General features: G+C 69.7%; 21 protein-coding genes and 1 pseudogene. 8 read left to right on the forward strand and 14 right to left on the reverse strand.

Annotated features, from left to right (window positions below; translation table 11 throughout):
- Positions 1-99: 99 nt before the first annotated feature.
- The 6 genes from MKK50_RS03030 to miaB form a co-directional block, all read right to left on the reverse strand.
- Positions 100-783 carry a BA14K family protein gene (locus MKK50_RS03030; protein ID WP_499020312.1) on the reverse strand — a complete coding sequence of 228 codons (684 nt, stop codon included), beginning with the start codon at positions 781-783 and terminating at the stop codon, positions 100-102.
- Positions 784-965: 182 nt separating this feature from the next.
- Positions 966-2,669, reverse strand: a complete 1,704-nt coding sequence (gene lnt, locus MKK50_RS03035) for an apolipoprotein N-acyltransferase (RefSeq protein WP_499020313.1) — start codon at positions 2,667-2,669, stop codon at positions 966-968.
- Positions 2,670-2,800: 131 nt separating this feature from the next.
- A complete protein-coding gene (locus MKK50_RS03040; protein ID WP_253371041.1) occupies positions 2,801-3,943 on the reverse strand; it encodes a hemolysin family protein in 1,143 nt (380 codons plus the stop codon).
- Positions 3,944-3,979: 36 nt separating this feature from the next.
- Complete coding sequence (ybeY, locus tag MKK50_RS03045) at positions 3,980-4,465, reverse strand: rRNA maturation RNase YbeY (RefSeq protein WP_499020314.1); 486 nt, start codon at positions 4,463-4,465, stop codon at positions 3,980-3,982.
- Positions 4,466-4,481: 16 nt separating this feature from the next.
- On the reverse strand, positions 4,482-5,588 hold the full coding sequence (locus MKK50_RS03050) for a PhoH family protein (RefSeq protein WP_499020316.1): 1,107 nt from the start codon (positions 5,586-5,588) through the stop codon (positions 4,482-4,484).
- A 36-nt stretch (positions 5,589-5,624) separates the two neighbouring features.
- Entirely contained in the window at positions 5,625-6,965 is a 1,341-nt protein-coding gene (gene miaB, locus MKK50_RS03055; protein ID WP_499020318.1) for a tRNA (N6-isopentenyl adenosine(37)-C2)-methylthiotransferase MiaB, read from the reverse strand.
- A 116-nt stretch (positions 6,966-7,081) separates the two neighbouring features.
- Here miaB and MKK50_RS03060 point away from each other — a divergent pair, with 116 nt between their 5' ends.
- Positions 7,082-7,522: an MEKHLA domain-containing protein gene (locus MKK50_RS03060; RefSeq protein WP_499020320.1), complete on the forward strand. Its 441-nt coding sequence runs from the start codon at positions 7,082-7,084 to the stop codon at positions 7,520-7,522.
- Between the two features lie 4 nt (positions 7,523-7,526).
- On the opposite strand, the gene MKK50_RS03065 is transcribed toward MKK50_RS03060, so the two are convergent.
- From MKK50_RS03065 to MKK50_RS03080, 4 genes are all read right to left on the reverse strand, one after another.
- Positions 7,527-8,405 carry a lysophospholipid acyltransferase family protein gene (locus MKK50_RS03065; protein ID WP_499020322.1) on the reverse strand — a complete coding sequence of 293 codons (879 nt, stop codon included), beginning with the start codon at positions 8,403-8,405 and terminating at the stop codon, positions 7,527-7,529.
- Between the two features lie 25 nt (positions 8,406-8,430).
- Positions 8,431-8,952, reverse strand: a complete 522-nt coding sequence (locus MKK50_RS03070; RefSeq protein WP_499020323.1) for a GNAT family N-acetyltransferase — start codon at positions 8,950-8,952, stop codon at positions 8,431-8,433.
- On the reverse strand, positions 8,949-9,629 hold the full coding sequence (gene tsaB / locus MKK50_RS03075) for a tRNA (adenosine(37)-N6)-threonylcarbamoyltransferase complex dimerization subunit type 1 TsaB (protein WP_253371053.1): 681 nt from the start codon (positions 9,627-9,629) through the stop codon (positions 8,949-8,951). Before tsaB ends, MKK50_RS03070 begins: the two co-directional genes overlap by 4 nt.
- A 159-nt stretch (positions 9,630-9,788) precedes the next feature.
- Positions 9,789-10,355 (reverse strand): NifU family protein, encoded by a 567-nt coding sequence (locus tag MKK50_RS03080; RefSeq protein ID WP_499020324.1) that lies wholly within the window; start codon positions 10,353-10,355, stop codon positions 9,789-9,791.
- 203 nt (positions 10,356-10,558) lie between these two features.
- On the opposite strand from MKK50_RS03080, the gene rpoZ reads away from it, so the two are divergent.
- The 5 genes from rpoZ (at position 10,559) to MKK50_RS03105 (ending at position 15,940) form a co-directional block, all read left to right on the forward strand.
- Positions 10,559-10,969 carry a DNA-directed RNA polymerase subunit omega gene (rpoZ, locus tag MKK50_RS03085; RefSeq protein WP_003602879.1) on the forward strand — a complete coding sequence of 137 codons (411 nt, stop codon included), beginning with the start codon at positions 10,559-10,561 and terminating at the stop codon, positions 10,967-10,969.
- Positions 10,970-11,331: 362 nt separating this feature from the next.
- Entirely contained in the window at positions 11,332-13,563 is a 2,232-nt protein-coding gene (locus MKK50_RS03090) for a RelA/SpoT family protein (protein WP_499020325.1), read from the forward strand.
- Positions 13,564-13,676: 113 nt separating this feature from the next.
- Complete coding sequence (locus MKK50_RS03095; RefSeq protein WP_499020326.1) at positions 13,677-14,027, forward strand: hypothetical protein; 351 nt, start codon at positions 13,677-13,679, stop codon at positions 14,025-14,027.
- A gap of 151 nt (positions 14,028-14,178) precedes the next feature.
- Positions 14,179-14,769, forward strand: coding sequence for an orotate phosphoribosyltransferase (gene pyrE, locus MKK50_RS03100; RefSeq protein ID WP_499020327.1), 591 nt, complete (start codon positions 14,179-14,181; stop codon positions 14,767-14,769).
- 514 nt (positions 14,770-15,283) lie between these two features.
- Positions 15,284-15,940: a LabA-like NYN domain-containing protein gene (locus MKK50_RS03105; RefSeq protein WP_253371064.1), complete on the forward strand. Its 657-nt coding sequence runs from the start codon at positions 15,284-15,286 to the stop codon at positions 15,938-15,940.
- A gap of 151 nt (positions 15,941-16,091) precedes the next feature.
- Here MKK50_RS03105 and smpB read toward each other — a convergent pair whose 3' ends face one another.
- Together smpB and dapA are read right to left on the reverse strand one after the other, a co-directional pair.
- Positions 16,092-16,565: an SsrA-binding protein SmpB gene (gene smpB, locus MKK50_RS03110; protein WP_003602874.1), complete on the reverse strand. Its 474-nt coding sequence runs from the start codon at positions 16,563-16,565 to the stop codon at positions 16,092-16,094.
- Positions 16,566-16,667: 102 nt separating this feature from the next.
- The gene (gene dapA / locus MKK50_RS03115; protein WP_499020328.1) at positions 16,668-17,558 is read right to left on the reverse strand and encodes a 4-hydroxy-tetrahydrodipicolinate synthase; all 891 of its coding nucleotides are present in this window, start codon (positions 17,556-17,558) and stop codon (positions 16,668-16,670) included.
- A gap of 197 nt (positions 17,559-17,755) precedes the next feature.
- Here dapA and MKK50_RS03120 point away from each other — a divergent pair, with 197 nt between their 5' ends.
- Entirely contained in the window at positions 17,756-20,080 is a 2,325-nt protein-coding gene (locus MKK50_RS03120) for a lytic transglycosylase domain-containing protein (RefSeq protein ID WP_499020329.1), read from the forward strand.
- On the opposite strand, the gene MKK50_RS03125 is transcribed toward MKK50_RS03120, so the two are convergent.
- Positions 20,070-20,663: an HD domain-containing protein gene (locus tag MKK50_RS03125; protein ID WP_499020331.1), complete on the reverse strand. Its 594-nt coding sequence runs from the start codon at positions 20,661-20,663 to the stop codon at positions 20,070-20,072. The genes MKK50_RS03120 and MKK50_RS03125 overlap by 11 nt on opposite strands.
- A 139-nt stretch (positions 20,664-20,802) precedes the next feature.
- Here MKK50_RS03125 and MKK50_RS03130 point away from each other — a divergent pair.
- A pseudogene (locus MKK50_RS03130) lies at positions 20,803-22,035 on the forward strand (adenylate/guanylate cyclase domain-containing protein); the annotation flags it as partial.
- A 263-nt stretch (positions 22,036-22,298) separates the two neighbouring features.
- On the opposite strand, the gene MKK50_RS03135 reads toward MKK50_RS03130, so the two are convergent.
- Positions 22,299-24,299: an OmpA family protein gene (locus tag MKK50_RS03135; protein WP_499020332.1), complete on the reverse strand. Its 2,001-nt coding sequence runs from the start codon at positions 24,297-24,299 to the stop codon at positions 22,299-22,301.
- Positions 24,300-24,371 lie beyond the last annotated feature (72 nt).

Genomic DNA, 24,371 nt, shown 5'->3' on the forward strand with positions numbered 1-24,371 from the left:
GAACCCAAAGACGTAAAAAACCCCGCTCGACCATCACGTCGGGCGGGGTTTTTCTTGAGAAGAAGATGGGAGCATCAATGCTCCCATCGTCTCAGAACGTTACGGACAGGAGCGACGCACGCCGCGACGAACGGCGTAGGTCTGCGTCTGCGGATCGTAGGTCTTGAAGCGGCGGGCGCACTCCGCGACCAAGTCGTCGTCACCGCCGGGCGCGACACCGGTCGTCACTGTTTCGGTGCCGTAATAGCCGGCCGGCGCGTAGTAACCCTCGTCGTAGCCGCCGTAGCCATAACCCGGATATCCGTAGCCGCCGCCGTAGAGGCCGCCTGCCGCGAGGCCGAGACCGGCGCCGACTCCCAGGCCGAGCCCGAGACCGCCGTAGCCGTAACCCCGGCGATAGAAGCCGGCATTGCGCCAGCGATTGCCGCCGTAGTAGCCGCGATTGCCGAAGCCGGGCCGCACGCCCGCGACGCCGTTGCCGAAGCCGGGACGACCAACGCCGAACCCAGGGCGACCGGCAAAGCCGCCGCCGGCCAGGCCGGCGCCGCCCCGGAACCCACCGCCGGCCAGACCGGCTCCACCGCCGCGGAAGCCGCCCCCGGCAAAGCCGCCGCCGCCGCCGCGGCCGAACCCGCTCACGCCGCCTGCGCCGAGAGCGCTGCGGAAGTTGCCGCCGCCGAGGCCGCCGGAACCGCCGACACCGATCGGGCGCGCGTCAGCGCTCGCCGGAAGATAGGCCAGGGCGCCCGCAAGGACGGCCGAGGCCAGGAAGATCTGTTTCATCGTCATTCCCTTGGAATTCGAGAGAATGGCCTGCACCGGTTTCCACCGGCGAAAAATGGGCCGTTGTCTTAAGAACGCCGGGCGATGACGGATGATCCTACGGCCAAGATTGCTCGAATGTCGCGCATGCGTCGCCATTCGCGCGCGGGTGTCTTGAAAGCTCTCCGATCTAACCTTGGCCGTTAAGTCCGGCGGCGGCGCGCGGCGAGTGCGAGCAGGAGGCAGCCGATGAGGCCGGCCCCGAACGGCAGATCGCCGAAGGCGGCGTAGAGAGTTCGTCCGGGCAGCCTTGCCGGCAAACTCGCATCGAGTACGCCCTCGATGCCGAGCGGAAGGCTCGCGACGATCCGGCCATGGGCATCGACCACCGCTGAGATGCCGGAATTGGCATCGCGCACCAGCGGCAACCCCTCCTCCACCGCCCGCAGCCGGCTCTGCGCGAAGTGCTGGCGCGGGCCCGGCGTGTCGCCGAACCACGCATCGTTGGTGAGGTTGAGGATCAGCCCCGGCACGGCGGGCGCACCCTCGGCCGGATCGGGCGGCAGGATCGCGCCGGGAAAGATCGCCTCGTAACAGATCGTCGCCGCCACCGGCGGCAGGCCCGGCACGTTGAGGATGCGCTGGCCGGCGCGATCGCCTGCGGTGAAGCCACCGGGGATGGAGACGAACTGGCGCAGACCCACAGCCCGCAGCAGCGCATCGAGCGGCCCCGGCAGGTATTCGCCGAAGGGGACGAGGTGGACCTTGTCGTAGAGGTCGCCGAAGTGCCCGCCCGCGCCGATCGTCAGGATCGAATTGAAGAAGACGGCGTTCTCGCGGGTCAGCCGCTCGCCGTCGGGCAGCTCGCGCACCCGCGCGGCGCCGGCGATGAGCTGCTTGCCCTCGGGCAAAGCCGCGCCGATCCGCCCGAGCGCCTGCGGGTCGCGCTGGATCAGGAACGGGAAGGCCGATTCCGGCCAGATCAGGTGGGTGACGTCGGCGATGCCGGTGCGGTCGGGCGAGAGGGCGCGGTCGCTGAGTTCGAGATACTTGCCGACGATCCGCTCGCGGTTCTCCGAGCCGAACTTGTCGTCCTGCGGGATGTTGGGCTGGATCAGCCGCAGGCGCACGCCCGCCACGGTCGGATCGGGCGCGGCGGGCACGCGCCCGGCGCCGTAGGCGGCAAGCCCCGCGAGCGCTGCGAGGCCTGCCAGAGCCGGCCCGAACCGGCCCCGCGGTGTCGCGCCGGTGGCGAGCGTCGCGGGCGCGGCGGCGATCAGCACCGCGAGCAGGGTCAGGCCGTAGAGGCCGACGAGCGAGGCGGCCTGCATCGTCCAGAGGTTGCCCCCGAGCGCCATGCCCAGCGTGTTCCAGGGAAAGCCCGTCAGGATGTGCCCGCGCAGCCACTCGGCGGCCGTGAGCCCGAAGGCGAGCGCCGCGATGCGGGCGGCCCCCCGCGACCAGACGAGGCGTGCGAGGGCAAAGCCCGCGGCGAAGAACAGGGCGAGCACCGCCGGCAGGCCGACGACGCCGAGCGGCAGCGCCCAGGCGAACTGGTCCGCTTCCACGAGGAAGGCGGCGCCGAGCCACCACAGTCCGGCGGTGAAGTAGCCAAAGCCCCAGGCCCAGCCGATCCCGGCGCAAACCCATACCGTGCGCCGCCCGGAGCCATCGATCGCCGCGCCGTCGATCAGCCAGACGGCAATCGAGAGCGAGACGAGGAGCGCGGGGAACAGGCCATAGGGTGGCATCGCCAGCGCGCCGCAGGCGCCCGCCGCGACGGCGATCGCCGCCCGCGTCCAGCCGTGGCTCAGGATGATCCGGTGCGCGATGGCCTCGAAGAGGCCGATCCGTGCCGCGGCCGAGCCTATTCCGGCACCGGGCGAGCGGCCGAGCGGAGCGGTCATGCCGTATCGCTTTGTCTCGTGATCGTTAGCATGAGGTGCATTCCTTGCGATGAACACGTCGTCGGAATGCGCCAGCCTTGCTCGCGCCGTCTCGTTCCCGAAAGCCGGAGGCCGCCTTTCGGGACGATGCTTTACCGGCCGGATTCAGCGACCTGCGCCGTGTCGGTGTCGGGTGCGTGCGGTGCCGGGCGGGGCGGCGGCAGGGCGAGCGGCACCACGGTGCCGATCTTGGCCTGCGCGCGCTGGAGCTTGATCCGCTTGACCCGCCGGGGGTCGGCGTCGAGCACCTCGAATTCGAGGTCGTCGGGGCCGGGAATTCGCTCACCGCGCTTCGGAACCCGGCCAGCCAGCGTGACGATCAGGCCGCCGATCGTGTCGATTTCTTCCGCGAGTTCTCCGAAGGCGGCGGCGAGGTCGAGTCCGGTGGCCGCCGACACCTCCGCAAGGCCGGCGCGGGCGTCGGCGATGTATGCCTCCGTCTCGCCTTCCATGCGGTTGACGAGCTGGCCCTCGGCCACGTCGTGCTCATCCTCGATGTCGCCGACGACCATCTCGATCAGATCCTCGATCGAGATCAGCCCATCGGTGCCGCCATACTCGTCGATGACCAGCGCCATGTGGGTGCGCGTGGCCTGCATCCGCACCAGCAGGTCGATGGCCGGCATGGAGGGCGGCACGAACAGCACCGGACGCTGGATGCGGGTGGAGGCAAGGGTTGCGGTGAGATCGACCTTGCCGAGATCGAGGCTGCGCAGCGCGCCGCGGGCGGAAGCCGTGCGGCGCGGGCGCGGCGTCGGCTTGGCCTCGGCGCCGGTGACCACGGGCTGCGGCGCGGCCCGGCGCGGGGCGGCTTCCGCCTGGGTGGCGAGGTATTCCACGAAGTCGCGGATGTGGACCATGCCGCGGGGATCGTCGAGGGTTTCGCCGTAGACCGGCAGGCGCGAATGGCCGGCGGTGCGGAACAGCTTCAGAAGATCGCCGAGGCTGGTGTCGCTGGCCACTGCCACGATGTCGGCGCGGGGCAGCATCACATCGTCGACGCGCACCTTGTGCAGGCCGAGCACGTTCTTGAGCATGGCGCGCTCGAGGGGAGAAAAGGCGTCCTCACCCGTGCCGGGCTCGGCCAGGGCCTCCTCGATGTCGGTGCGCAGGGAGTCGCGCGGACGCATTTGGAAGACGTTCAGCAGACGATCGTACCACGCCTCGCGTGGGGGCGGTTCGGCGTCCGCGGCTGGCGCGGCCAGGGCCGCGCCGCGACTTCGGTCGTTGGTCATGGGTCTCTAGGCTGGATACGGCGGGAGTGCCGGAGTTCAGTCGTCGTAAGGATTCGGAATGCCGAGCGCGCGGAGCGCGGCGACCTCGAGCGCCTCCATGGCGTCGGCCTCGGCCTCGCCGGTCTCATGGTCCTGTCCGAGAAGGTGAAGGGTGCCATGAACGAGGAGGTGGGCGAAATGGTGCTCGAAGGGCTTCGACTGCTCCGCACTCTCGCGCACGAGCGTGTCATACGCAAGAACCACATCGCCGAGGGGCCGCGCCAGACCCGGCTGGAACGGTTGCTCCGCGGCCGGAAACGATAACACGTTGGTGGGTTTATCCTTGTTCCGCCATGTGCGGTTCAGGTCCTGGACGGTGGCGTCGTCGGCGAGCAGGACGCTCACTTCGACGGGGCCGGCGGCCGAATCGGGCAGGATTGCCAATCCCGCCTCGACGGCCCGCAGCGTGAACGCCTCCAGTTCGGGGATCGCCTGTTCCCAACGCGCATCCTCGACGGCGATGTCGATCTCGTTGTCGCTCATGTCGGTCGGTGCAGGCTCACGCCAGCGGCCGGCGCCGCGGGTTCGGGTTGCGGTCGGCCTCGCCCTCGCCGTGGGCGGCGGACTCGTAGGCCGTGACGATGCGGCGCACGAGGTCGTGGCGCACCACGTCCACGTCGCGGAAGCGCACGCGGCCGATGCCCTCGACGCCGTCGAGGACGTTGACCGCCTCGACGAGGCCGGATTTCTGGCCCGGCGGCAGGTCGATCTGGCTCGGATCGCCGGTGATGATCATGCGCGAGTTCTCGCCCAATCGGGTCAGGAACATCTTCATCTGCATCGAGGTCGTGTTCTGCGCCTCATCGAGCAGCACCACGGCATTGGTCAGCGTGCGCCCGCGCATGAAGGCGAGCGGGGCGATCTCGATGATGCCGGTCTGAAGGCCGCGATCGACGTGGCGCGCCTCCATGAAGTCGTAGAGCGCATCGTAGATCGGGCGAAGATACGGATCGACCTTCTCACGCATGTCGCCGGGCAGGAAGCCGAGCCGCTCGCCGGCCTCGACGGCCGGGCGCGACAGGATCAGCCGCTCGGCATGGCCCTGCTCCAGCAGCGAGACGGCGTGGCCGACCGCGAGCCAGGTCTTTCCGGTGCCGGCGGGGCCTTCGGCGAAGACGAGTTCGTTGGCACGCAGGAGCTTGATGTAGTCGCTCTGCGCCGCGTTGCGCGCACGCACGGCACCGCGCTTGCGGGTGGCGATCTGCTCAAACTGCTCGCGGCCATTATCGGCGACGATCTCGGCGGAGGGGAACAGGTTGCCCTGGACGGTGACCTCCTGGATCACCCCGTCCACGTCGCCCAGCGTCAGGGTCGTGCCGGCCTTCTGCACCCGCGTGTAGAGCCGCTCGAACACGCGGCGTGCCTTCTCGGCGGCCTCGGGCGTGCCCTTGACCACGAGGTGGTTGCCGAGCGCCGTGCCGGTGATGCCGAGCCGTCGCTCGATATGGGCGACGTTCTGGTCGTACTGGCCGAAGACGAGGCTGGCGAGGCGGTTGTCGTCGAAGGTGAGCGAGACCTCCACGGCCTCGGCGAGACCCGGACGCCCCGGTGAGGGGCGGTTGTTGCGGCCGGCAGGGCCACGGGCGGACGCAACGTCAATCGGCACGCGAGAGATCCGGCATGGTGATGGGCCTCATATAGGTCACGCGGCCGCCGCCGCACCCTCCAGCGCTTCGCCGAACAGACTGTTGGAGCCCGCCCGCGTGATGCGCACCGGCACCACCGTGCCGATGGTGGAGGCGGGCGCATCGAACTGAACCGCCTGGAGATGCGGCGTCTTGCCCGCGACCTGGCCCGGATGCCGGCCGGTCTTCTCGACCAGGATCTCGGTGAGCGTGCCCACGCTCGCCGCGTTGTAGGCGTGGCGCTGACGGTCGAGGAGGTCTTGAAGGGCGGCGAGCCGCTCGGTCTTCACCGCCTCGGGCACCGCATCCTCGCGCTCCGCCGCGGGCGTGCCGGCCCGCGGGCTGTACTTGAACGAGAACGCCGCCGAAAAGCCGACGTCGGAGACGAGCCGTAGGGTCTCGGCGAAGTCGGCATCGGTCTCGCCGGGGAAGCCGACGACGAAGTCCGAGGACAAGGCGATGTCGGGCCGCGCATTCCGGATGCGCTCGATCAGCCGCCGGTAGGCGTCACCCGTATGGCGCCGGTTCATCGCGTGGAGGATGCGGTCCGAGCCCGACTGCACCGGCAGGTGCAGGTAGGGCATCACCAGCGGGTTTGTTTCGTGCGCGGCGATGAGATCATCCGCGAAGTCGTTGGGGTGGCTCGTCGTGTAGCGCAGGCGCAGGAGGCCCGGCACCGCGGAGAGCGCGTCCATCAGGTGGCCGAGCGTCGCGGGGGCGCCGTCCGGCCCGTCGCCGTGATAGGCGTTGACGTTCTGGCCGATGAGGGTGATCTCGCGCACCCCGCCCTCGACGAGGCGGCGCGCTTCGTCCACCACCGCCGCCACCGAGCGCGAGACCTCCGCACCGCGGGTATAGGGCACGACGCAGAAGGCGCAGAACTTGTCGCAGCCCTCCTGCACGGTCAGGAAGCCGGTGACGCCGCGGTTGCGCCGGGCCGGCAGGTGGTCGAACTTGTCCTCGGCCGGAAATTCGGTGTCGACGACGCGGGTCTCGCGTGACTGGCGCAGCAGGTCCGGCAGGCGGTGATAGCTCTGCGGGCCCACCACCACGTCCACGGCAGGCGCGCGGGACAAAATCTCGCGGCCTTCCGCCTGCGCGACGCAGCCCGCCACCACGATGCGCGTATCCTGCCCGCTCTCAGCGCGCTCGCCCTTGAGCACACGCAGGCGCCCGAGTTCGGAATAGACCTTCTCGGCGGCCTTCTCGCGGATGTGGCAGGTGTTGAGGACGACGACGTCGGCCTCCTCGACCGAGTCCGTCGCGCTGTAGCCCTCGGCCGCCAGCACGTCGGCCATGCGGCCGGCGTCGTAGGCGTTCATCTGGCAGCCGTAGGACTTGACGTAGGCTTTCTTCAAGATCGCAACCCTGCCGCCGGTGGGCGGTGAATTTTTGAGGACTTTCTGCTCGACAGGCCCTCTATCACGGTTCGAACGCCGACACGATTCTCTTGCTTCTTCGAAAAGGTCCGCCCGTGAGGCTCGCCGAAGATCCCGCCTTCTTCGCCCTGCTGACCGGCAGCTTCCTGCGCCTCGTCGGCCGCCCGCTCATCCTTGAGCCGGATCTCGGGCCGGACTGGCTCTACGCGCAGGCGCCCTTCGCGGTGCTGGCCCACGACACGAGCGCCGACCCGCTCTTCGTCTATGCCAACCGGGCGGCGCAGCGGGCCTTCGGCTACGGCTGGGATGACATCGTCGGCATGCCCTCGCGGCTCTCGGCGGAAGCGCCCGAGCGGGCCGAGCGGCAGCGCCTGCTCGACGCGGTCGCCCGCGACGGGTTCGTCTCGGATTATGCGGGCGTTCGCGTTGCCAAGGACAGGCGGCGCTTCCCGGTCACCGACGGCATCGTCTGGCAACTCGTGGATGAGGGCGGGATCGTTCGCGGCCAAGCGGCGACTTTCTCGATGCCGGCCTGAACGGTCACACCGCGGCGATGCCCGGCGCCGAGACGTCGGCGCCCTCCCCGATCGTTTCCGGCGCCGCCGGCACCGGGCGGGGGGCGGCCCCGCCGAGGTGGATCTGGCGCAGACCCTGCCGCACGGCGGCCTCGGCCTGGGCGGTGGCGACTTTGCGGTCGGTGGCGGCCTCGAAGGCGATCGGCGCGCCCCAGTTCACGTGTACGTCGATGGGCCCGCGAGCCGCGAACAGAGCGAGATGCGGCGCGAGTTCCATGTCGCCGTACCACGCGATCTCCGGCCGCTCGACACGGGTCACCGGCAGGCCGTTGCGGCGCGGGTAGCCCAGCGCCAAGGGCTGGAGCCGGATGCGCGCGAGCCCGCCGGTTTCCGCCGTCAGCGCCGTCCGGGCGGCGCCGACCAGCGAGGAGCGAAACGGCAGCAGGCGCAGGCCATCGCCGGTGGTGCCCTCGGCGAACAGCACGATCAGGTCGCCGTCCGCGAGCCGTTGCCCGACCGTGGCGTTGACGTGGGCGGTCGCCGTGCGCTTGGCCCGCTCGATGAAGACCGTGCGTTGGAGCTTGGCCAGCACACCGATCAGCGGCCAGCCCGCGATTTCCGACTTGGCCACGAAGGAGAGCGGGCGCAGCGAGCCGAGCGCGACGATGTCGAGCCAGGAGACGTGGTTCGAGAGCACGAGCGCCGGCTCGCCCGGCGGCGGCGGCGTGCCGCTCTGGATCACCCGAACGGAGAACAGGCGCAGGAACAGGCGGTGGAACAGCACGGCGATGCGCGCCGCGAGCCGTCCCCGGCCGAAGCGCAGGCTGAGCCAGTGCGGCCCGATCACGATCAGGAAGGCCAGCGCCTGGACGAAGAGGCGGAGGCCGATGCCGAAGCGGGTCATCGGGCGGATGCGCTCCCGCGAAACCTCACGACAGCGTCGCGCTCATGGTCAGCGCCGTGGCCCGGCTGCCGTCGGGCAGCGGGTAGTAGCCCTTGCGCTCGCCGACCTTGAGGAAGCCGTGGCGGGTGTAGAGCTTCAGGGCCGGCGTGTTGCCCTCGTCGACTTCGAGATGGACGGTGCGGATGCCGGCATAGGCCAAAGCGGTCAGGTGCTCGCGCAGGAGCCGGTGGCTGTGGCCGCCGCCGCGGGCGGAGGGCGCCAGAACGATGGTGAGGATCTCCGCCTCGTCCACGGCCTTGCGCGACAGCACGAAGCCCAGCAGCGCGTTGCCTCGGCGCAGGGCATGCGCCTCGGTCGAGCGCTCGCACAGCATCCGCTCGAATTCGTGGGCCGCCCAGGGGCGGGCGAAGGCGGTGGCGTGCAGCTTTTCGAGGTCCGATGCCTGTCCGGCATCCCGCAGCGGCGCGACGTAGGGCACGGAGCCCCAGGCGTCCCACCATGCGGACCACCAATCGAGCGGCCAGAACGGGGAGACGGTCCGCGTCATGCCCTTGCGAGCCTCGCATGATGCTGCGGCTGGGCGTCGGGCCCGCGCAGGTAGAGGGGGCGCGGCAGCGCCTGGTCCGGATCAGCCACGAGTCCGAGCGAGGCGACCCAGGCGATTTGCGGCGCACCGGTCTCGGCGACCTCGACGGTAATGCCGGCGGCCGCAGCCGCCGCCGCGAGCGCGGGAGCGCCGGAGCCGGTGAGGATCGCCCGCCGTCCGCCGAGCAGGCTCACAGCCTCGTCGAGAGCGATGTGACGGGGTGGGATCACCGTGCCTTCCGTCACGCTCATGGCCTGGAGGTAGACGGCACCGTGGCGCGCGTCGATCGCGGCGACCACCGTGTCGTCGCCGTTGAGGGCGAGCTGCGGCGCGAGCAGGGCGGACAGGGTGGTCACGCCCACCACCGGAATGCCGGTGGCGAGCCCGATGGCGCGGGCAGCGGAGATGCCGACGCGCAAGCCCGTATAGCTCCCGGGCCCGACCGTGACTGCGACCCGGTCGAGACCCTCGAAGCCGCCCTCGACCCGGGCCATGACCCGCTCGATCAGCGGCAGCAATGCCTCGGCATGGCCGCGCACGAGCGGCATCGACTCCTCGGCGAGCAGGTCGTCGCTGTCGTCCGTGGCCACGCAGGCCGCGCAGGCTTCGAGCGCCGTATCGATGGCAAGGATGCGCAAACGTCGATTCCATCCGGCGGCGGGCCGCAAGCACCCGCCTTCCGGCTAATCATAGGACAAAACCGCCCTCCCCGTCAGCGCATCCGCGACCGACCTCCCCAAGGAAGCGGTGCGGTGTTGCGCCGATGCCAGGGGAAAACCGGGCGGCCGGGCCGTCGATCAGATCGCCTGCACTTCCCGCACGGAGGGGAGGAAGTGGCGGAACAGGTTCTGCACGCCCTGGCGCAGGGTCGCGGTGGAGGACGGGCAGCCCGAGCAGGCGCCCTTCATCTCGAGGTAGACGATGCCGTCGCGGTAGCCGCGGAAGGTGATGTCACCGCCGTCACCGGCCACCGCCGGGCGCACGCGGGTCTCCAGCAGGTCCTTGATGGTGGCCACGGTGTCGTGGTCGGCCTCGTCGTAGAACTCTTCCGTTTCTTCTTCCGCAAGCGCCGTGCCCTCGGCCAGCACCGGGCGGCCGGACTGGAAGTGGTCCATGATCGCGCCGAGCACGGCGGGCTTCACCTGCGGCCACTCGTTCACGCCGTCGGCCTTGGTGACGGAGATGAAGTCGTGCCCGAAATAGACGCCCGAGACGCCGGGCACCGCGAACAGGGCGGTGGCGAGCGGCGAGCGCTCGGCGCTGGCGGTGTCGCGGGCCTCGAAGGTCCCGTCGGTCAGCACGACGCGACCGGGCAGGAACTTGAGCGTGGCGGGGTTCGGCGTGGCTTCGGTCTGAATGAACATGTGGAGAATCCTCGGGTCCGCTGGCGCCGGTTCAAGGCCGGCCGGGATCGGTGCCGGGTTGGACCGGCGCCGCTTTCCATGTGGACCGACAGGGACGGATTCTCAACCGCTCCCGCGACTTGTTGGACAGCGATAACCGGTGTAGGAAGCCCGTTCATCACGCATATCGTTCGTATCCGCGCCTGAGGAAGGAGCCGCCTCGCATGGCTCGCGTCACCGTCGAAGACTGCATCGAGAAGGTCGAGAACCGCTTCGAGCTGGTCCTGCTCGCCAGCCACCGGGCCCGCCTGCTTGCCGCCGGCGCCCCGCTGACCGTGGAGCGCGACCGCGACAAGAACCCCGTCGTGGCCCTTCGCGAGATCGGCGACGAGACCATCACGGCGGAGGATCTGAAGGAGCAGCTCATCCACTCGATGCAGAAATACGTCGAGGTGGACGAGCCCGAGGCCGAGACCGTGCCGCTCCTGTCGAGCTCGCCCGCCGCCGCGGCGGTGGCGCCCCAGTCTTCCTCGGACGACAAGAACGTGCAGTTCGATTTCATGAGCGAGGAGGATCTCCTCCGCGGTCTCGAGAACCTCGCGCCCCCGACCGAGACCGACGACGAGGGCGAGTAAGCTCTCTTCGCGCTCCGCGTCACGATTCACGCCCGCCCTCGGTCCCCGAGCGGCGGGCGTTCTCGTGTTTCGCTCCGTCTCCGACGTGTTGCGCCGCTGGCCGGCTTTCGGGGTAAAGCCCCGTCCTGGCGTCCATGCGGGAGAGGCGGAGCCGTCGCGCTTTGCCCGCGACGCCATGGGTCTGGGCAAACGCGTGCCGATGCAGGAAGGTGTCGGGCGAGCGACCGCGTCCGTCCGGGCCGGGCCCCCTTGAGAGTGCCGCACGAAACGCCCGATCGCCGCTCGTCGCCCCTCGGGCACGGCGGCGCAGCGGGCGTGTCGTGAACGACACCGAGTAGATCGAGAGCAGGATCCTTCGGCGGATGATGCGCCAGTATGAACTCGTCGAGCGGGTCAAGCGCTACAACCCGACCGCGAACGAGGCGCTTCTCAACCGCGCCTACGTCTATGCCATGCGGGCGCACGGCACGCAGAAACGCGCCTCGGGCGGTCCGTTCTTCGCCCATCCCCTCGAAGTCGCCGCGATCCTCACCGATCTGCGCCTCGACGACGCGACCATCGTCGCGGCCGTCCTGCACGACACCGTCGAGGACACCGCCGCGACCCTCGACGAGATCCGCGAGATCTTCGGTTCCGAGATCGGCGCGCTGGTCGACGGGCTGACCAAGCTCAAGCGACTCGACCTCGTCTCGAAGCGGGCGGTGCAGGGCGAGAACTTCCGCAAGCTGCTGCTCGCGGTGGCCGAAGACGTGCGGGTGCTTCTGGTCAAGCTCGCCGACCGCCTGCACAACATGCGCACGCTCCACTTCATGCGCGACGACAAGCGGGCGCGGATCGCCGAGGAGACCCTCGACATCTACGCGCCGCTCGCCGGCCGCATGGGTATGCAGGAGTTGCGCGACGAACTGGAAGACCTCTCGTTTCGCACGCTGAAGCCGGAGGTCTACGCCACCATCACCAAGCGACTCGAAGACCTCTCGACGAAATCCGGCAGCGTCATCGAGAGCATCGAGCACGACCTCACCGCCCGGCTCGCCGCGCGGGGTATCGCCGCTCAGGTGAAAGGGCGGCTGAAGAAGCCGTTCTCGATCTGGTCGAAGATGGAGCGCAAGTCGGTCGCCTTCGAGCAGCTCTCCGACATCGTCGGCTTCCGCGTGATCGTCGGCACCCTGGCCGAGTGCTACGCCGCGCTCGGCGTGGTGCATACAAGCTGGCCGATGGTGCCGGGCCGCTACAAGGACTACGTCTCGACGCCCAAGCAGAACGATTACCGCTCGATCCACACCACGGTGATCGGGCCGAAGCGCCAGCGCGTCGAGTTGCAGATCCGCACCGCCGAGATGGACGAGATCGCCGAATACGGTATCGCCGCCCACGCCCATTACAAGGAGGCCGGCAAGGAGGGCGTGGAGGGCGAGGTCCATCCCCGGCTCGCCACCGAGAGCGGCGCCTACCAATGGCTACGCCGCACCATCGAGCTTCTGGCCGAGGGCGATTCGCCGGAGGAGTTTCTGGAGCACACCAAGCTGGAGCTGTTCCAGGATCAGGTGTTCTGCTTCACGCCCAAGGGCCGCCTCATCGCCCTGCCGCGGGGCGCCACGCCGATCGACTTCGCCTACGCGGTGCACACCGATGTCGGCAACACGGCGGTGGGCGCCAAGATCAACGGACGGCTCGCGCCCCTGCTGCACGAACTCGCCAACGGCGACGAGGTCGAGATCGCCCGCTCCGATGGCGCTTCGCCGCCGGCCGCCTGGGAATCCCTCGTCGTCACCGGCAAGGCCCGCGCCGCGATCCGCCGGGCGACCCGCGCCGCCGTGCGGCGGCAATATGCCGGGCTCGGCCGCCAGATCCTCGACCGGGCCTTCGAGCGGGCAGGCAAGAGCTTCTCCGAGGAGAAGCTGCGCGGCGCCCTGCCCCGGCTCGCCCGCGCGAGCACCGAGGACGTGTTCGCCGCCGTCGGGCGCGGCGAGATGTTCTCCGGCGACGTGGTGAAGGCCGTTTATCCCGACTTCAAGGAGGAGCGGCGCGCGGGGGCGAGCGGCGGTCCGGCGGCCAACGGGGCGGCGGGGCGCCTCACTCGTTCCAAGGATCAGACCATGCGGCTGACCTTCTCCGGCGAGGCCGACGGCGCCTCGGCCTCGGCCAGCATCCCGATCCGCGGGCTGGCCGGCGACCTGCCGGTGAGCTTTGCCCCCAACGGCGGTGCCCTGCCGGGGGATCGCATCGTCGGCATCCTCACGCCCGGCGTCGGCGTGACGATCTATCCGATCCAGTCCGCCGCGCTCGCCGCCTTCGACAACGAGCCCGAACGCTGGCTCGACGTGCGCTGGGACGTGGAAGGCTCGCAGGAGCGCTTCCCCGCCAAGCTCGCGCTCGAATCGATCAACGAGCCCGGCACGCTTGCACAGATCGCCCAAGTGATCGCCGAGCATGACGGCAACATCGACAATGTTTCGATGAAACGCCGCACGCAGGACTTCACCGACATCTCCATCGACCTCTCGGTGCCGGACCTGAAGCACCTCACCGCCATCGTCGCGGACCTGCGCGGCAAGCGCTCGGTGAGCCGCGTCGAGCGGGTGAACGGCTGACGGTCGCTCCTGCGGGCGTCGCTTGCCGGAACCGATGCCGGGACACGTCATTCCGTCATCGGACCGGCCTATGGACGGCAGGGCCTACGCCGCGCTTTTCCGGAGCGACCGTCATGAAGCTTTCCCTGGTCACCGCCGTCATCCTCGCGCTTGGGATCCCGCTCGCTGAAGAGGCCGGCGCGCAGAGCCTGCAACCCGGCATGCGGACGATGCTCCAGCGGGGCGGCGCGGAGGGTCTGCCGCTCGTCCCCGCCCATCCCGACGATCTGGATGATGACAAGCTGCAGCCGGGCATGCGCACGATGATCCAGCGCGGTGGAAGCGAGGGCGTGCAGCTCGGCGCGCTCCTGCCCCGGTCCTACGATCCCTACTATGACGGGCCGGTCTACGACGCGTCCTATCCTCCGCCCGCCTACGAGACCCGTCCCGATCGGCGCCGGGACCCTCTGCGCGTCCGGAACTAGGGTTCGGCGACGCGGACCCGATCCTGCCCGTCGGATCGTCATCGTCCGCAGATCGGCAGCCGTCGTCCTGGACGATGGCTCGGCCTTCGGCTTGCGCCCCGCTTGCGCCGCTGCAAGAAGCAGCGGAACACGGTTTGGCGAGCAGGTGACCATGACGCCGGAAGAAGTCCTCGAAGAGTTCCGTTCCGCAGGGGCCCTGCTGCAGGGGCACTTCATCCTCAGCTCCGGCCTGCGCTCGCCCACTTTCCTGCAGAAGATGACGATCTTCTCCGATCCCGCGCGCACCGAGCGGCTGTGCCGGGCATTGGCCGAAATCATCACCTCCCGCTTCGGCCGGATCGATATCGTGGTCTCTCCGGCCATCGGCGGCATCATCCCCGGCTACGAGACCGCCCGCCATCTCGGCGCCAAGGCGATCTTCGTCGAGCGCGACCCCGGTGGTCCCTTCACCCTGCGCCGAGGCTTCTCGATTCCCGCTGGCACCCGCGCCGTCATCGTCGAGGACATCGTGACGACGGGCCTCTCCGCCCGGGAATGCCTGGCTTCGCTGAAGGACGAGGAGGGCGAGGTGGTCGGCGCTGCCTGCCTGATCGACCGTTCGGGCGGCCGGGGCGAGATCGGGTTGCCGCTTCTGTCCCTAGTCACGCTAGACATCCCGGCCTATGCGCCGGACGCCCTCCCCCCGGAACTTGCCGCCATCCCTCCGGTCAAGCCGGGTAGTCGGGCGCTGCCGAAGCCCTGAGACGGGGCATGAAGGTTCGCGGCATGAGACGGTTTGGTGGGGGCTGGGAAGTTTCCGTGCGGACAGCTCATGTCAATTGGGCTCGTGCAGCAACTTCAAGTATGTAAACTCGACGGTGCGCCCCTAAAGACGCTGTGTCGCAACCGTTAGTGCAAAAATGAATTCGTAGAATACGCTCTCGGTTGCGGACAATCATCTTCGGTTAAATTTGACGCTGGCGGCCTTAACTCTTTCTGGCGCTTGACAGGGATTGCCTGCTCGGTCACCAAAGGGGCGGCTCGGGCCGGTGTCTGCTACGCTGTTCCGAGCTCTGCAACTCTCCGACGCCGCGAGCCCGCTGGCCGGATCACGCTCTTTCGGACGAAAGCGTGTTTCGGAACACGAAGGCTGCTATCCGTCGAGAGTGCAGGGATGCCGGACTTCGGCAGCGCATTGAATCTACGATTTCATGTACTGCATTCATGTCTGAATTTCCAGAAATAATTGCTGCCATCTCAAGCACACGGATCAGTCGATGAGCGATAAGCAACGGACCGCAGTCTTTATCGACGGCGCGAATTTGTACGCGACCACGAAGGCGCTTGGTTTCGATATTGATTACAAGCGTCTTCTCAAGGATTTTCAGGCCCGCGACAACCTTATTCGGGCTTTTTATTACACAGCAATGATCGAGGATCAGGAATATTCCTCGATCCGCCCGCTGATCGATTGGCTCGACTATAACGGTTACCGGGTCGTCACCAAGCCTGTGAAGGAATTCACCGACTCCGCCGGGCGCCGCAAGATCAAGGGCAACATGGATATCGAGCTCGCCATCGACGCGCTCGAACTCGCCCCCCACATCGACCACATGGTGCTGTTCTCCGGGGACGGTGATTTCCGCTCGCTCGTGGAGGCGATCCAGCGCCGTGGCGTTCGCGTCTCCGTCGTCTCGACGATCCAGACCCAGCCGGCGATGATCGCCGACGACCTGCGCCGCCAAGCGGACGAGTTCATCGATCTCGCACATCTCGCGAGCCGGATCGGCCGCGACCCGAGCGAGCGCACCACCCGCGCTCCCGGCGACGGCCCCCGCCGCGAGTTCGCCGAGCGCACGCCTCGCCCCAACCCCGGTCTCGAGAGCCGCTACGGCATCCGCCCCGGCGCGTCCGACGAGGAAGCGGAAGGCTGAGCGGCACTTCGGGGCTCTTATCGCGGTGACGGGCGAGTGCCCCTCGCCGTCAGCAGCGATTAGCGACCTGCCCGATCCGGACAGGTCGCTTCCGCTCCGCCTCGCGATGACGCGAGCGGGCTGAGCCCGAAGCGATCAATGGGAAACCGGATCAGCCCTTGTCACGCATCAGGCGGGCCTTGTCGCGATCCCAGTCGCGCTGCTTGACGCTCTCGCGCTTGTCGTGGAGCTGCTTGCCCTTGCCGAGGCCCAGCTCGACCTTCGCCCGGCCCTTGTCGTTGAAGTAGATCTTCAACGGAATCACCGTGTAGCCCTGGCGCTGGGTGGCGCCGATCAGCTTGTTGATCTGGCGGCGGTGCAGCAGCAGGCGGCGGGGCCGCTTGGTGTCGTGGTTGAAGCGGTTCGCCTCCAGATATTCCGGGATATAGGCGTTGAACAGCATCAGGTCGTTGCCGGACGGCCCGGCATAGGACTCACCGATCGTCGCCTTGCCGCCGCGCAGCGATTTCACCTCGGTGCCGGTCAGCGCGATGCCGGCCTCGAGCGTGTCCTCGATCGCGTAGTGGTAGCGGGCGGAGCGGTTGTCGGCGACGACGCGCCGGCCGGGATCGGGTTTGGGTGCCATTCGTCTTCAGGTTCGTGATCGGGCGGCGGTCCACCGATATGGGGACCGCCACGTTCTCCGGCGAGGCTTCGCGCCGGATCTTCTCGGATCAATCCGACGGCGTCAGATCAGGCCGGCATGCTCGAGCGCGGCATCGACCGCCCGGCGGCAGCCCTCCGTCGCCGGCACCAGCGGCAGGCGCACCTCCTCCGACATCAGCCCGAGGCGCGAGAGCGCGTATTTCGCCGGCACTGGGTTCGATTCGTAGAACATCTGCACGTGCAGCGGCATCAGCCGATCCTGGATCTTCAGGGCCTTGGCGTAATCGCCCGCCAGTGTCGCTTCCTGCAGATCGGCACAGAGCCGGGGTGCGACATTCGAGACCACGGAGATGCAGCCGACCCCGCCATGGGCATTGAAGCCGAGCGCCGTCGCATCTTCGCCAGAAAGCTGGATGAAGTCTTCTCCCAAAGCCTGTCGCTGGAGGCTGACACGGTCGATCTTGGCCGTGGCATCCTTCACGCCGGCAATGTTCTTCAATTCGAACAGCCGCTTCATGGTGTCGACGCTCATGTCGACCACGGACCGGCCGGGGATATTGTAGATGATGATCGGGATGCCGACGGCGTCGTTCACCGCCTTGAAGTGGGCGTACATCCCCTCCTGCGTCGGCTTGTTGTAGTAGGGCGTGACGGTGAGCACCGCATCCGCGCCGACGCTCTCGGCATGACGCGCCCGCGCGACGGCCTCCCGCGTCGAGTTCGAGCCGGCGCCCGCGATCACCGGCACCCGGCCGGCGGCCTCAGCGACGCAGACCTCGACCACGCGGTCGTGCTCGGTGTGGCTCAGTGTCGGGCTCTCGCCGGTGGTGCCGGTCGGAACCAGGGCGTGGGTGCCCTGCTCGATCTGCCAGTTCACGAATTTCCGGAAGGCCGATTCGTCGAACTCGCCGTCGCGGAAGGGGGTCGCGAGCGCGGTCATCGAGCCGCGAAGGCGGGCGTGGGTATCGGTCATCCTGGCGTTCCCGGCCGTTCTTCTTGCCTGTCTTCCGGCGTGCCCCGGCGGCTGCCGCCGCGCGGGCCGCGCTTGGGACGCGCGAGACATAGGCCCTCCCCCGTCCGCGCGCAAACGCTTCGCTTGCGCAGTTAATGCCATCTTAACGGACCGGGGCCCAGCTTAAGGCTTGGCCTCCGGTCGGGGTGTCTCAGATCATGGCGTTGCCCACACGCTCCCTGCCCCTGCTCCTCGGCCTGCTGCTGTCCGGCACGGCCGTGCTGCCACAGCGCGGCGGGGCCATCGAACTCCGCAACCCGCAACCGGCCTCCGCCCCCGCCGCCCCCGCGAGTGACGCCACCGCGCCCGCCGGGCAGCCGAGCGACGGCCAGGGTCCTGCCTCGGATCCCGTCGCGGCGGATGCGCTGCGCCTCGATCCGAGCTCCGGCGAGGCGGCGTCCGACAAGCCGCTGCCCGCCGCGGCGTCGTCCTATGCCTCCACCGAAGCGGACGGCCCGGTCGCCTTCCCGCTGCCCGATGCCGCCGTGTCCCCGGCCGCCCCCTCCCCCGAGGTGCCGGACCCGGCCCGGCCGGTCGCCTTCGGCGAGACCGATCTCGGCCAACTCCGCGAGACGATCGACCTCTATCGCAAGGGCAAGGTCTCCGACGGCGACCGGCTCGCCGCCGGATTCTCCGATCCGGCGGCGCGGGCGCTGCTCGAATGGGTCGCGATCCGCGCGGGCGCCGGCGTCAGCTTCGAGCGGGTCGTCGCCTTCTCGCGCGCCAACCCCGATTGGCCGGCGGGCCCCCTGCTGCGGCGTCGGGCCGAGGAGCGGCTGCTCACGGAGAAGAAGAGCTCAGGCTTGGTGCGCGCCTATTTCGCCGCCGCCAAGCCGACCAGCGCGCCGGGCAAGTTCGCCCTGGCGCTGGCCTTGCGTGCCGACGGGCTCGATGCGGACGCCGCCGAACTCGTGCACGATCTCTGGCGCGAGGAGAGTTTCGGGCGCAGCCTGGAAGCGAAGGTCATCGACGCCTTCCCCGGCGTGCTCACCGTCATCGACCACCGCTACCGGATGGAGCGCGCCCTCCTGAAGGAGGATTGGGTCACTGCTGCCCGCGCCGCCGACTATGCCGGCGGATCCTATGCGAGCCTCGTGCGCGCCCGCCGGGCGGTGCAGGGCAAGGCCGGGGCGGCGGCCGCCCTCGCGGCGGTGCCGCCGTCGCTGCGCAACGATTCGTCCTATCTGCTCTCGCGCGCCCAGTATTTCCGCCGCGCCGACAAGGCACCCGAGGCGGCCAAGGTGCTGCTCTCCGCGCCCACCAACCCCGAGGTGCTCGCCGACGGTGACACGTGGTGGGTCGAGCGCCGCATCGTCGCCCGCAAGCTGATGGATGCGGGTGAGTCCAAGACTGCCTACGCGGTGGCCGCCGCGCATTCTGCCCGCACCTCCGAGAAGCGGATCGAGGCCGAGTTCCACGCCGGCTGGATCGCGTTGCGCTTCATGGCCGATCCGGCCGCGGCCGAGCGGCACTTCGCGCAAGCCGCGAGCGTCGCCGAGACGCCGATCTCGCTGGCGCGCGCCGCCTATTGGCAGGGCCGCGCGGCGGAGGCTGCGGGCAAGACCATCGAATCGAAGGGTTTCTACGAGCGCGCCGCGCTTCAGCCGATCGCCTATTACGGGCAGCTCGCCCGCGCCCGGCTCGGCCAGCACAGCCTGCCCCTGCGCCGGGCCGCCGAGCTGAGCCCGACGGCCCGCGCCGCCTTCGACGATCGGCTCTTCATGCGCGGCCTGAAGCTTCTGGCCGCCGCCCAGATGAAGGAACTGGCGCTGCCGCTCTACATCGACGCCGCCCGCTCGCTCACCGAGGAGGCGCAGGTCAACGCGCTTGGTGAGACCGCGGTGGCGATGCGCGACGCGCGGGCGCTGGTCTCCATCGGCAAGCTCGCCACGCAGCGCGGCCTGGCGCTGGACACCCACGCCTACCCGACCATCGGCATCCCCGATTACGAGACCTTCACCGCGGTGCCGCAGGTCGAGCGGGCCATGGTCTTCGCCATCGCCCGGCAGGAGAGCCAATTCGATCCCCGCGCCCAGTCCGGTGTCGGCGCGCGCGGCCTGATGCAGATGATGCCGGCCACCGCCCAGCGCACGGCCAAGCGCGTCTCGACGTCTTACGAAACGGACCGGCTCACCAGCGATCCCGCCTACAATGCGCGGCTGGGCCAGGCCCATCTCGGCGAGCTGATGGAGGATTGGAAGGGCTCCTACGTCCTCGCCTTCGCCTCTTACAACGCGGGCGGCGGCAACGTGAAGAAGTGGGTCGATGCCTACGGCGATCCGCGCCGCCCCGATGTCGATCCGATCGATTGGGTCGAGCGCATCCCCTTCACCGAGACGCGCAACTACGTGCAGCGGGTGATGGAGAACCTGCAGGTCTACCGCAACCGCCTCGATGGCAAGAGCGCGCTCCTGATCGAGCGCGACCTCGCCCGCGGCGCCCGCACCGCCGTCAGCGCTGAGGCCCAGCCGGTCACGCCGTAGTGTCGTGACCCTGGTAGTGGCGGCGGACCAGCGCTTCCACGAAGGGCCAGAGGCCGGGGATGCCGCGCTCGATCACCGGCCGGTAGCGCGCCATCACTTGCGCCTCGGTCAGGCCGTTCTCGGCCCAGGTACCGCCCTCGGTCAGCGTGTTGAGCAGCAGCGGCTGGAGCCGGTCGAGCGCCTTGGCGAACCGGGCCTCCACCGTCTCCACCGCCTCGAATTCCTGCCAAAGCGCCAGGAAGCGATCCCGCTGCGGTTCCGGCAGGAGCCCGAAGATCCGCTCCGCCGCGACCGCCTCGACCCGCGCCAGGGCAACGGAATCGTAGGCGCTGTGGATCGGCACGTCGCCGGCATCGACCTCGACGATGTCGTGCACGAGCAGCATCGCGACGACGCGGTTCAGGTCGAGACCGGGTGCGAGATCCCCGAGAACGAGCGCGAACATCGCCAGATGCCACGAATGCTCGGCCGAGTTCTCGCGTCGGCGCTCGCTGATGGTCCGGTTCTGGCGCAGCACCGCCTTGAGACCGTCGATTTCGCTGAGGAACGCAAATCGGCTCGCGATATCGGTAGCGTCGTCCATGTCGTTGTTCCCGGCATCGTGCGGAACGGTTGAAGGGTTCGGAGCGTCCGGGCAAGGCGGCTGTGCGGTCGATTTCCCACAGGGCATCGATCCCGATGCTTTTGGATCGCCGCATGGGCGCCGATAGAGTGGGGTCGCCATGGCCGTCACGGACTCGATCTCAGCCCCCGCCCTCCGCGGCATCGAAGCTCGCCTGATCGCGCGGGCGACGGAGTCCGACGAGGCGGAGGCCATCATCGCGGAGTTCTGCGAGGCTCTGGTCACGGCCGGTCTCCCACTCTGGCGCCTCAGCCTCGCGGTGCCGGTGATCGATCCCCTGTTCCGCGGGGTGAGCCTCGCGTGGCGGCGTGGGCAGGGCATGGCGGTGTTCCCGACCGTGCACGGCCCGGAGGGCGAGGATACCTTCTTCCGAAGCCCCGTCGGCTGGCTGCAGGCGAACGACCTCGCCTTCGTGCGCTGGCGGCTCGAGCGCTCGAACGGCAGCCCCGACCTTCCGTTGCTGAACGAACTCAGGCAGGCGGGCGCCACCGATTACCTGCTCCATGCCGCCGCCTTCGCGCCCGGCAGCGCCATGGCGGGCGTCGGCATCTCGTTTGCGACCGACCGGCCCGGCGGCTTCACCGAGGTGGAGCAGGCGGCCGTGGCCGGGCTCGTGCCGGTGATCGCCCTGGTCACGGCCAAGCTCAGCCTGTCGCACGCGATGCGCGAGATGCTCGACACCTACCTCGGACCGGCGACGGGCGCGCGTGTGCTCGCCGGCGAGATGCGGCGCGGCCAGGGCACGGTGGTCCACGCCGCGATCCTGCTCGCGGACCTGCGCGGCTTCACGGCGGTGGCGGACCGCGACGATCCCCTGAAGGTCGTGGGCTGGCTCAACGAGCATTTCGATGCGCTGGGCGAGCCGGTGCAGCGCCACGGCGGCGAGATCTCGAAGTTCCTCGGCGACGGCTTTCTCGCCGTCTTCCCCGTAGCCGAGCCGGATGCCCTCGCTTGCCCGGCCTGCACCGGCGCGCTCGATGCGGCGCGCGAGGCGCTCGCCCGCAACGCCCGGCTGAACGTGTCCCGCCGCCGGGACGGGCTGCCGCCCCTGGAGGCGGACATCGTGCTGCATTACGGGCGCGTCGTCTCCGGCAATGTCGGCACCGACCGGCGCCTCGACTTCACGGTGATCGGCCGGGCGGTCAACGAGGCGAGCCGGATCGAGCGGCTCTGCGACGGGTTGGAGCGCTCGCTGCTCCTCTCGGATGCCTTCGCCCGGCGTTGCGGAGCCTCGCTCGTTCCTGTCGGCGAATTCGCCCTGCGCGGCGTCGGGCGCAAGCAGCGGATCTGGGGGCTGGCGGCGGAGGAGGCCGACGCATCAGAGCCGGCGGCCGGAGACGGAGCGCCCGAGCCCGCCCAGGGCGCAGCCCACGAGATAGGCTCCCAGCAGCAGCGCACCCGTCTCGATCCACAGGCCGGGCGCGCCGGGCACGGTTCGGAGCGCCGCCAGGGCGGCCAGGATGGCGAGGCCGACGAGGAGAAGGCCGGCCGCAGCCAGGGTGAAGCTGCTCCGCGGCAGGCCGGTGAGCGTGCCGACGGCGAGGCCGAGCAGCAGCGCCGCCGCCAGCGCGGGCCAGAGCGAGGAGACGAGCCCGATCACGAGCGCAGGCTGAGGCCGATTCCCTGACGGTCGGAGAGCGGTGCGACGCCCGTCGGCGCGGCGGTGCGCTCCAGCGGCACGCCGGCTTTCTGGAGGTAATCCACCACCGCGAGCGCCCGTGCCCGCGCAAGGTCGGCGCCGGCATCCGCCCGCTCGGCCTCGGTCTTCTCGGGCTTCGGCTCAGGTTTCGGTGCGGGCTTGGCCGCCTCCTTCGTCTCCGCCTTGCCCTTGATGGCCTTGCCGGATTTCGTGTCCGTCTTCGCCTCTACCTTGGCGGGTTTGGGTGCCGTTTCCTTCGCGGCCTCCTCGGCGACCGGATCGGCCGGCGCGTCCGGCTTCGCCCCGGCCGGATCGAGATGGCCTACGACCTCGATCCGCTCGGCCGGGCAGGCGCGTGCCAGCGCCGCCACCGCATCGAGCACCGGGTAGAATTCGGGCGCGAGCGCCGTGCTGCCCGGAGCAAAGCGCAACGGATGCCCGGCGGTGCGCTCGGCAAGGCGCTGTCCGCACGGGCCCATCTCAGTCGTCGCCGCGGGGGCCGCGTCCGAAGCAACGGACACCGTGGCGTTCCAGCCCGCCGGCATCGCCTTCGGCAGGGATTGAGCGAGGCGGGCGGAGCTCTCCGGATAGAGGCTGGTGCCGGTCAGGCGCAAGCTGGTGCCGGTGATCGTCAGTTCCCCGCTCGCCAGCGTCGAGAACGGATCGACCGCCGCGGCGAGCGCTGCGGCCAGACCGGCCGGGGCACCGTCGGCCAGGCGGGTACGGTCCTGGATCGATTCGCGGAAGAAGCGCGGATTGAGCCGGGCCAGCAGCGCCTCGCGCGTCGCCCGATCCGGCAGATGGCCGCTCACCGTGACGCTGTCGCTGCCGCGGCGGATCCGCAGGACGTAAGGGACGATGGGCTGAGCGGTGAGCGTCACCCGACCCGCGGCGATGCCGGAGGGCCGGGCGTCGCGCATCAGCGTCTGCGCCTCGGTGACCGCTCCGGCATCGAGCGCATTGCCCTCGACCGAAACCGCCGCCCCCTCGAAGCTGACGCGTCCCTCGTGCAGCAGGCCCGAGAGCTGGAATACGAAGCGCATCAGCGCCGGGCCGTCGATGCCCTGCGGCAGGCCTCGGGCGTCGCGCAGGCGATCATCGATGGCGGCCCCCTCCGCGGCGTCCGCGGCGGCGGCACGGATTTCCTCACGGGAGCTTTCCGAGGCGACGTGGCCGTTCAGTTCGAGGCTGCCGTCCGGCCGGCGGGAGACGCCGAACCGGAAGTCTCCGACGACCGGCGGCGTGATCTCGATCGTGCCGAGAGTGTAGCCCTGCGGTGGGGTCGCCAGCGCCGTGCGCAGGGCGTCGTAGGCGGCCAGGCTCGCCGCTTCGCCGCGGATCGAGATCACGGTGTCGTTGAGCGTGGCGACGGCGCCGGTTGTGAGATCCTGAAGCCGCTCCACGGCAAAGGCCGCGGCGTCGGGGAAGTCGCGCGGGGCGCCCCGCGCCGCTCGGGCATGGTCGGTCAAGGTGGCGTCACGCGGCAGGGCCGGCTTCAGGCGCTGCGCCAACTCGAAGGCGCCGACCTCGGCCGGGCGGCTGCCGGTGGCCTCGACGCGACCGGTGGCGGGGCGCTCCACCGACCAGACGAAGGGGGACACGTCCTCGATCACGCCGGTCCGGTCGGTGAGGCGGCGAATGCCGTCGATGGCGGCCAGCCGACCGACGAACGCCTCGCGCTGGGAGGCCTCCGGTGCTTCGCCCGTCGCTGTCAGGTCGCGGCCCGTCACCGAGACGCGCAGCCAGGGCTCGGGCTGTCCCTCGCCGGTCGCGGCGGCGATCGCCGCGGCCTCCCGCTCGAGGCGTTCCGTGACCCGCAGCATGCCGAAATAAGCCGCTGCGGCGATCAGGGCCAGGAGCGGAAGGCCGGCGATCCAGCCGGCCCGAATCAGTCGAGACCGGGGCGAGCGGCCGGGCGGCGGTATCGGCGAAGGCGGCATTTCCGAAAGCTTGGACATGGGCTCGACCTCCTCGGCGGCCGGCGATGGTGGCCAGAAGACAGGCCCATCGGGGCGCTTTGAAGGCCGCGC

Origin of the sequence: Methylobacterium sp. J-043, from assembly GCF_022829505.1 — a bacterium.
Classification (GTDB): Bacteria; Pseudomonadota; Alphaproteobacteria; order Rhizobiales; family Beijerinckiaceae; genus Methylobacterium; species Methylobacterium extorquens_A.

What these genes read in the sequence shown, in the direction of transcription:
- MKK50_RS03030 (WP_499020312.1), bottom strand. Translation starts at nt 783, where the DNA reads ATGAAACAGATCTTCCTGGCCTCGGCCGTCCTTGCGGGCGCCCTGGCC.
- lnt (WP_499020313.1), bottom strand. Translation starts at nt 2,669, where the DNA reads ATGACCGCTCCGCTCGGCCGCTCGCCCGGTGCCGGAATAGGCTCGGCC.
- MKK50_RS03040 (WP_253371041.1), bottom strand. Translation starts at nt 3,943, where the DNA reads ATGACCAACGACCGAAGTCGCGGCGCGGCCCTGGCCGCGCCAGCCGCG.
- ybeY (WP_499020314.1), bottom strand. Translation starts at nt 4,465, where the DNA reads ATGAGCGACAACGAGATCGACATCGCCGTCGAGGATGCGCGTTGGGAA.
- MKK50_RS03065 (WP_499020322.1), bottom strand. Translation starts at nt 8,405, where the DNA reads ATGACCCGCTTCGGCATCGGCCTCCGCCTCTTCGTCCAGGCGCTGGCC.
- MKK50_RS03070 (WP_499020323.1), bottom strand. Translation starts at nt 8,952, where the DNA reads ATGACGCGGACCGTCTCCCCGTTCTGGCCGCTCGATTGGTGGTCCGCA.
- MKK50_RS03080 (WP_499020324.1), bottom strand. Translation starts at nt 10,355, where the DNA reads ATGTTCATTCAGACCGAAGCCACGCCGAACCCCGCCACGCTCAAGTTC.
- rpoZ (WP_003602879.1), top strand. Translation starts at nt 10,559, where the DNA reads ATGGCTCGCGTCACCGTCGAAGACTGCATCGAGAAGGTCGAGAACCGC.
- MKK50_RS03090 (WP_499020325.1), top strand. Translation starts at nt 11,332, where the DNA reads ATGATGCGCCAGTATGAACTCGTCGAGCGGGTCAAGCGCTACAACCCG.
- MKK50_RS03095 (WP_499020326.1), top strand. Translation starts at nt 13,677, where the DNA reads ATGAAGCTTTCCCTGGTCACCGCCGTCATCCTCGCGCTTGGGATCCCG.
- pyrE (WP_499020327.1), top strand. Translation starts at nt 14,179, where the DNA reads ATGACGCCGGAAGAAGTCCTCGAAGAGTTCCGTTCCGCAGGGGCCCTG.
- MKK50_RS03105 (WP_253371064.1), top strand. Translation starts at nt 15,284, where the DNA reads ATGAGCGATAAGCAACGGACCGCAGTCTTTATCGACGGCGCGAATTTG.
- smpB (WP_003602874.1), bottom strand. Translation starts at nt 16,565, where the DNA reads ATGGCACCCAAACCCGATCCCGGCCGGCGCGTCGTCGCCGACAACCGC.
- dapA (WP_499020328.1), bottom strand. Translation starts at nt 17,558, where the DNA reads ATGACCGATACCCACGCCCGCCTTCGCGGCTCGATGACCGCGCTCGCG.
- MKK50_RS03120 (WP_499020329.1), top strand. Translation starts at nt 17,756, where the DNA reads ATGGCGTTGCCCACACGCTCCCTGCCCCTGCTCCTCGGCCTGCTGCTG.
- MKK50_RS03125 (WP_499020331.1), bottom strand. Translation starts at nt 20,663, where the DNA reads ATGGACGACGCTACCGATATCGCGAGCCGATTTGCGTTCCTCAGCGAA.
- MKK50_RS03135 (WP_499020332.1), bottom strand. Translation starts at nt 24,299, where the DNA reads ATGTCCAAGCTTTCGGAAATGCCGCCTTCGCCGATACCGCCGCCCGGC.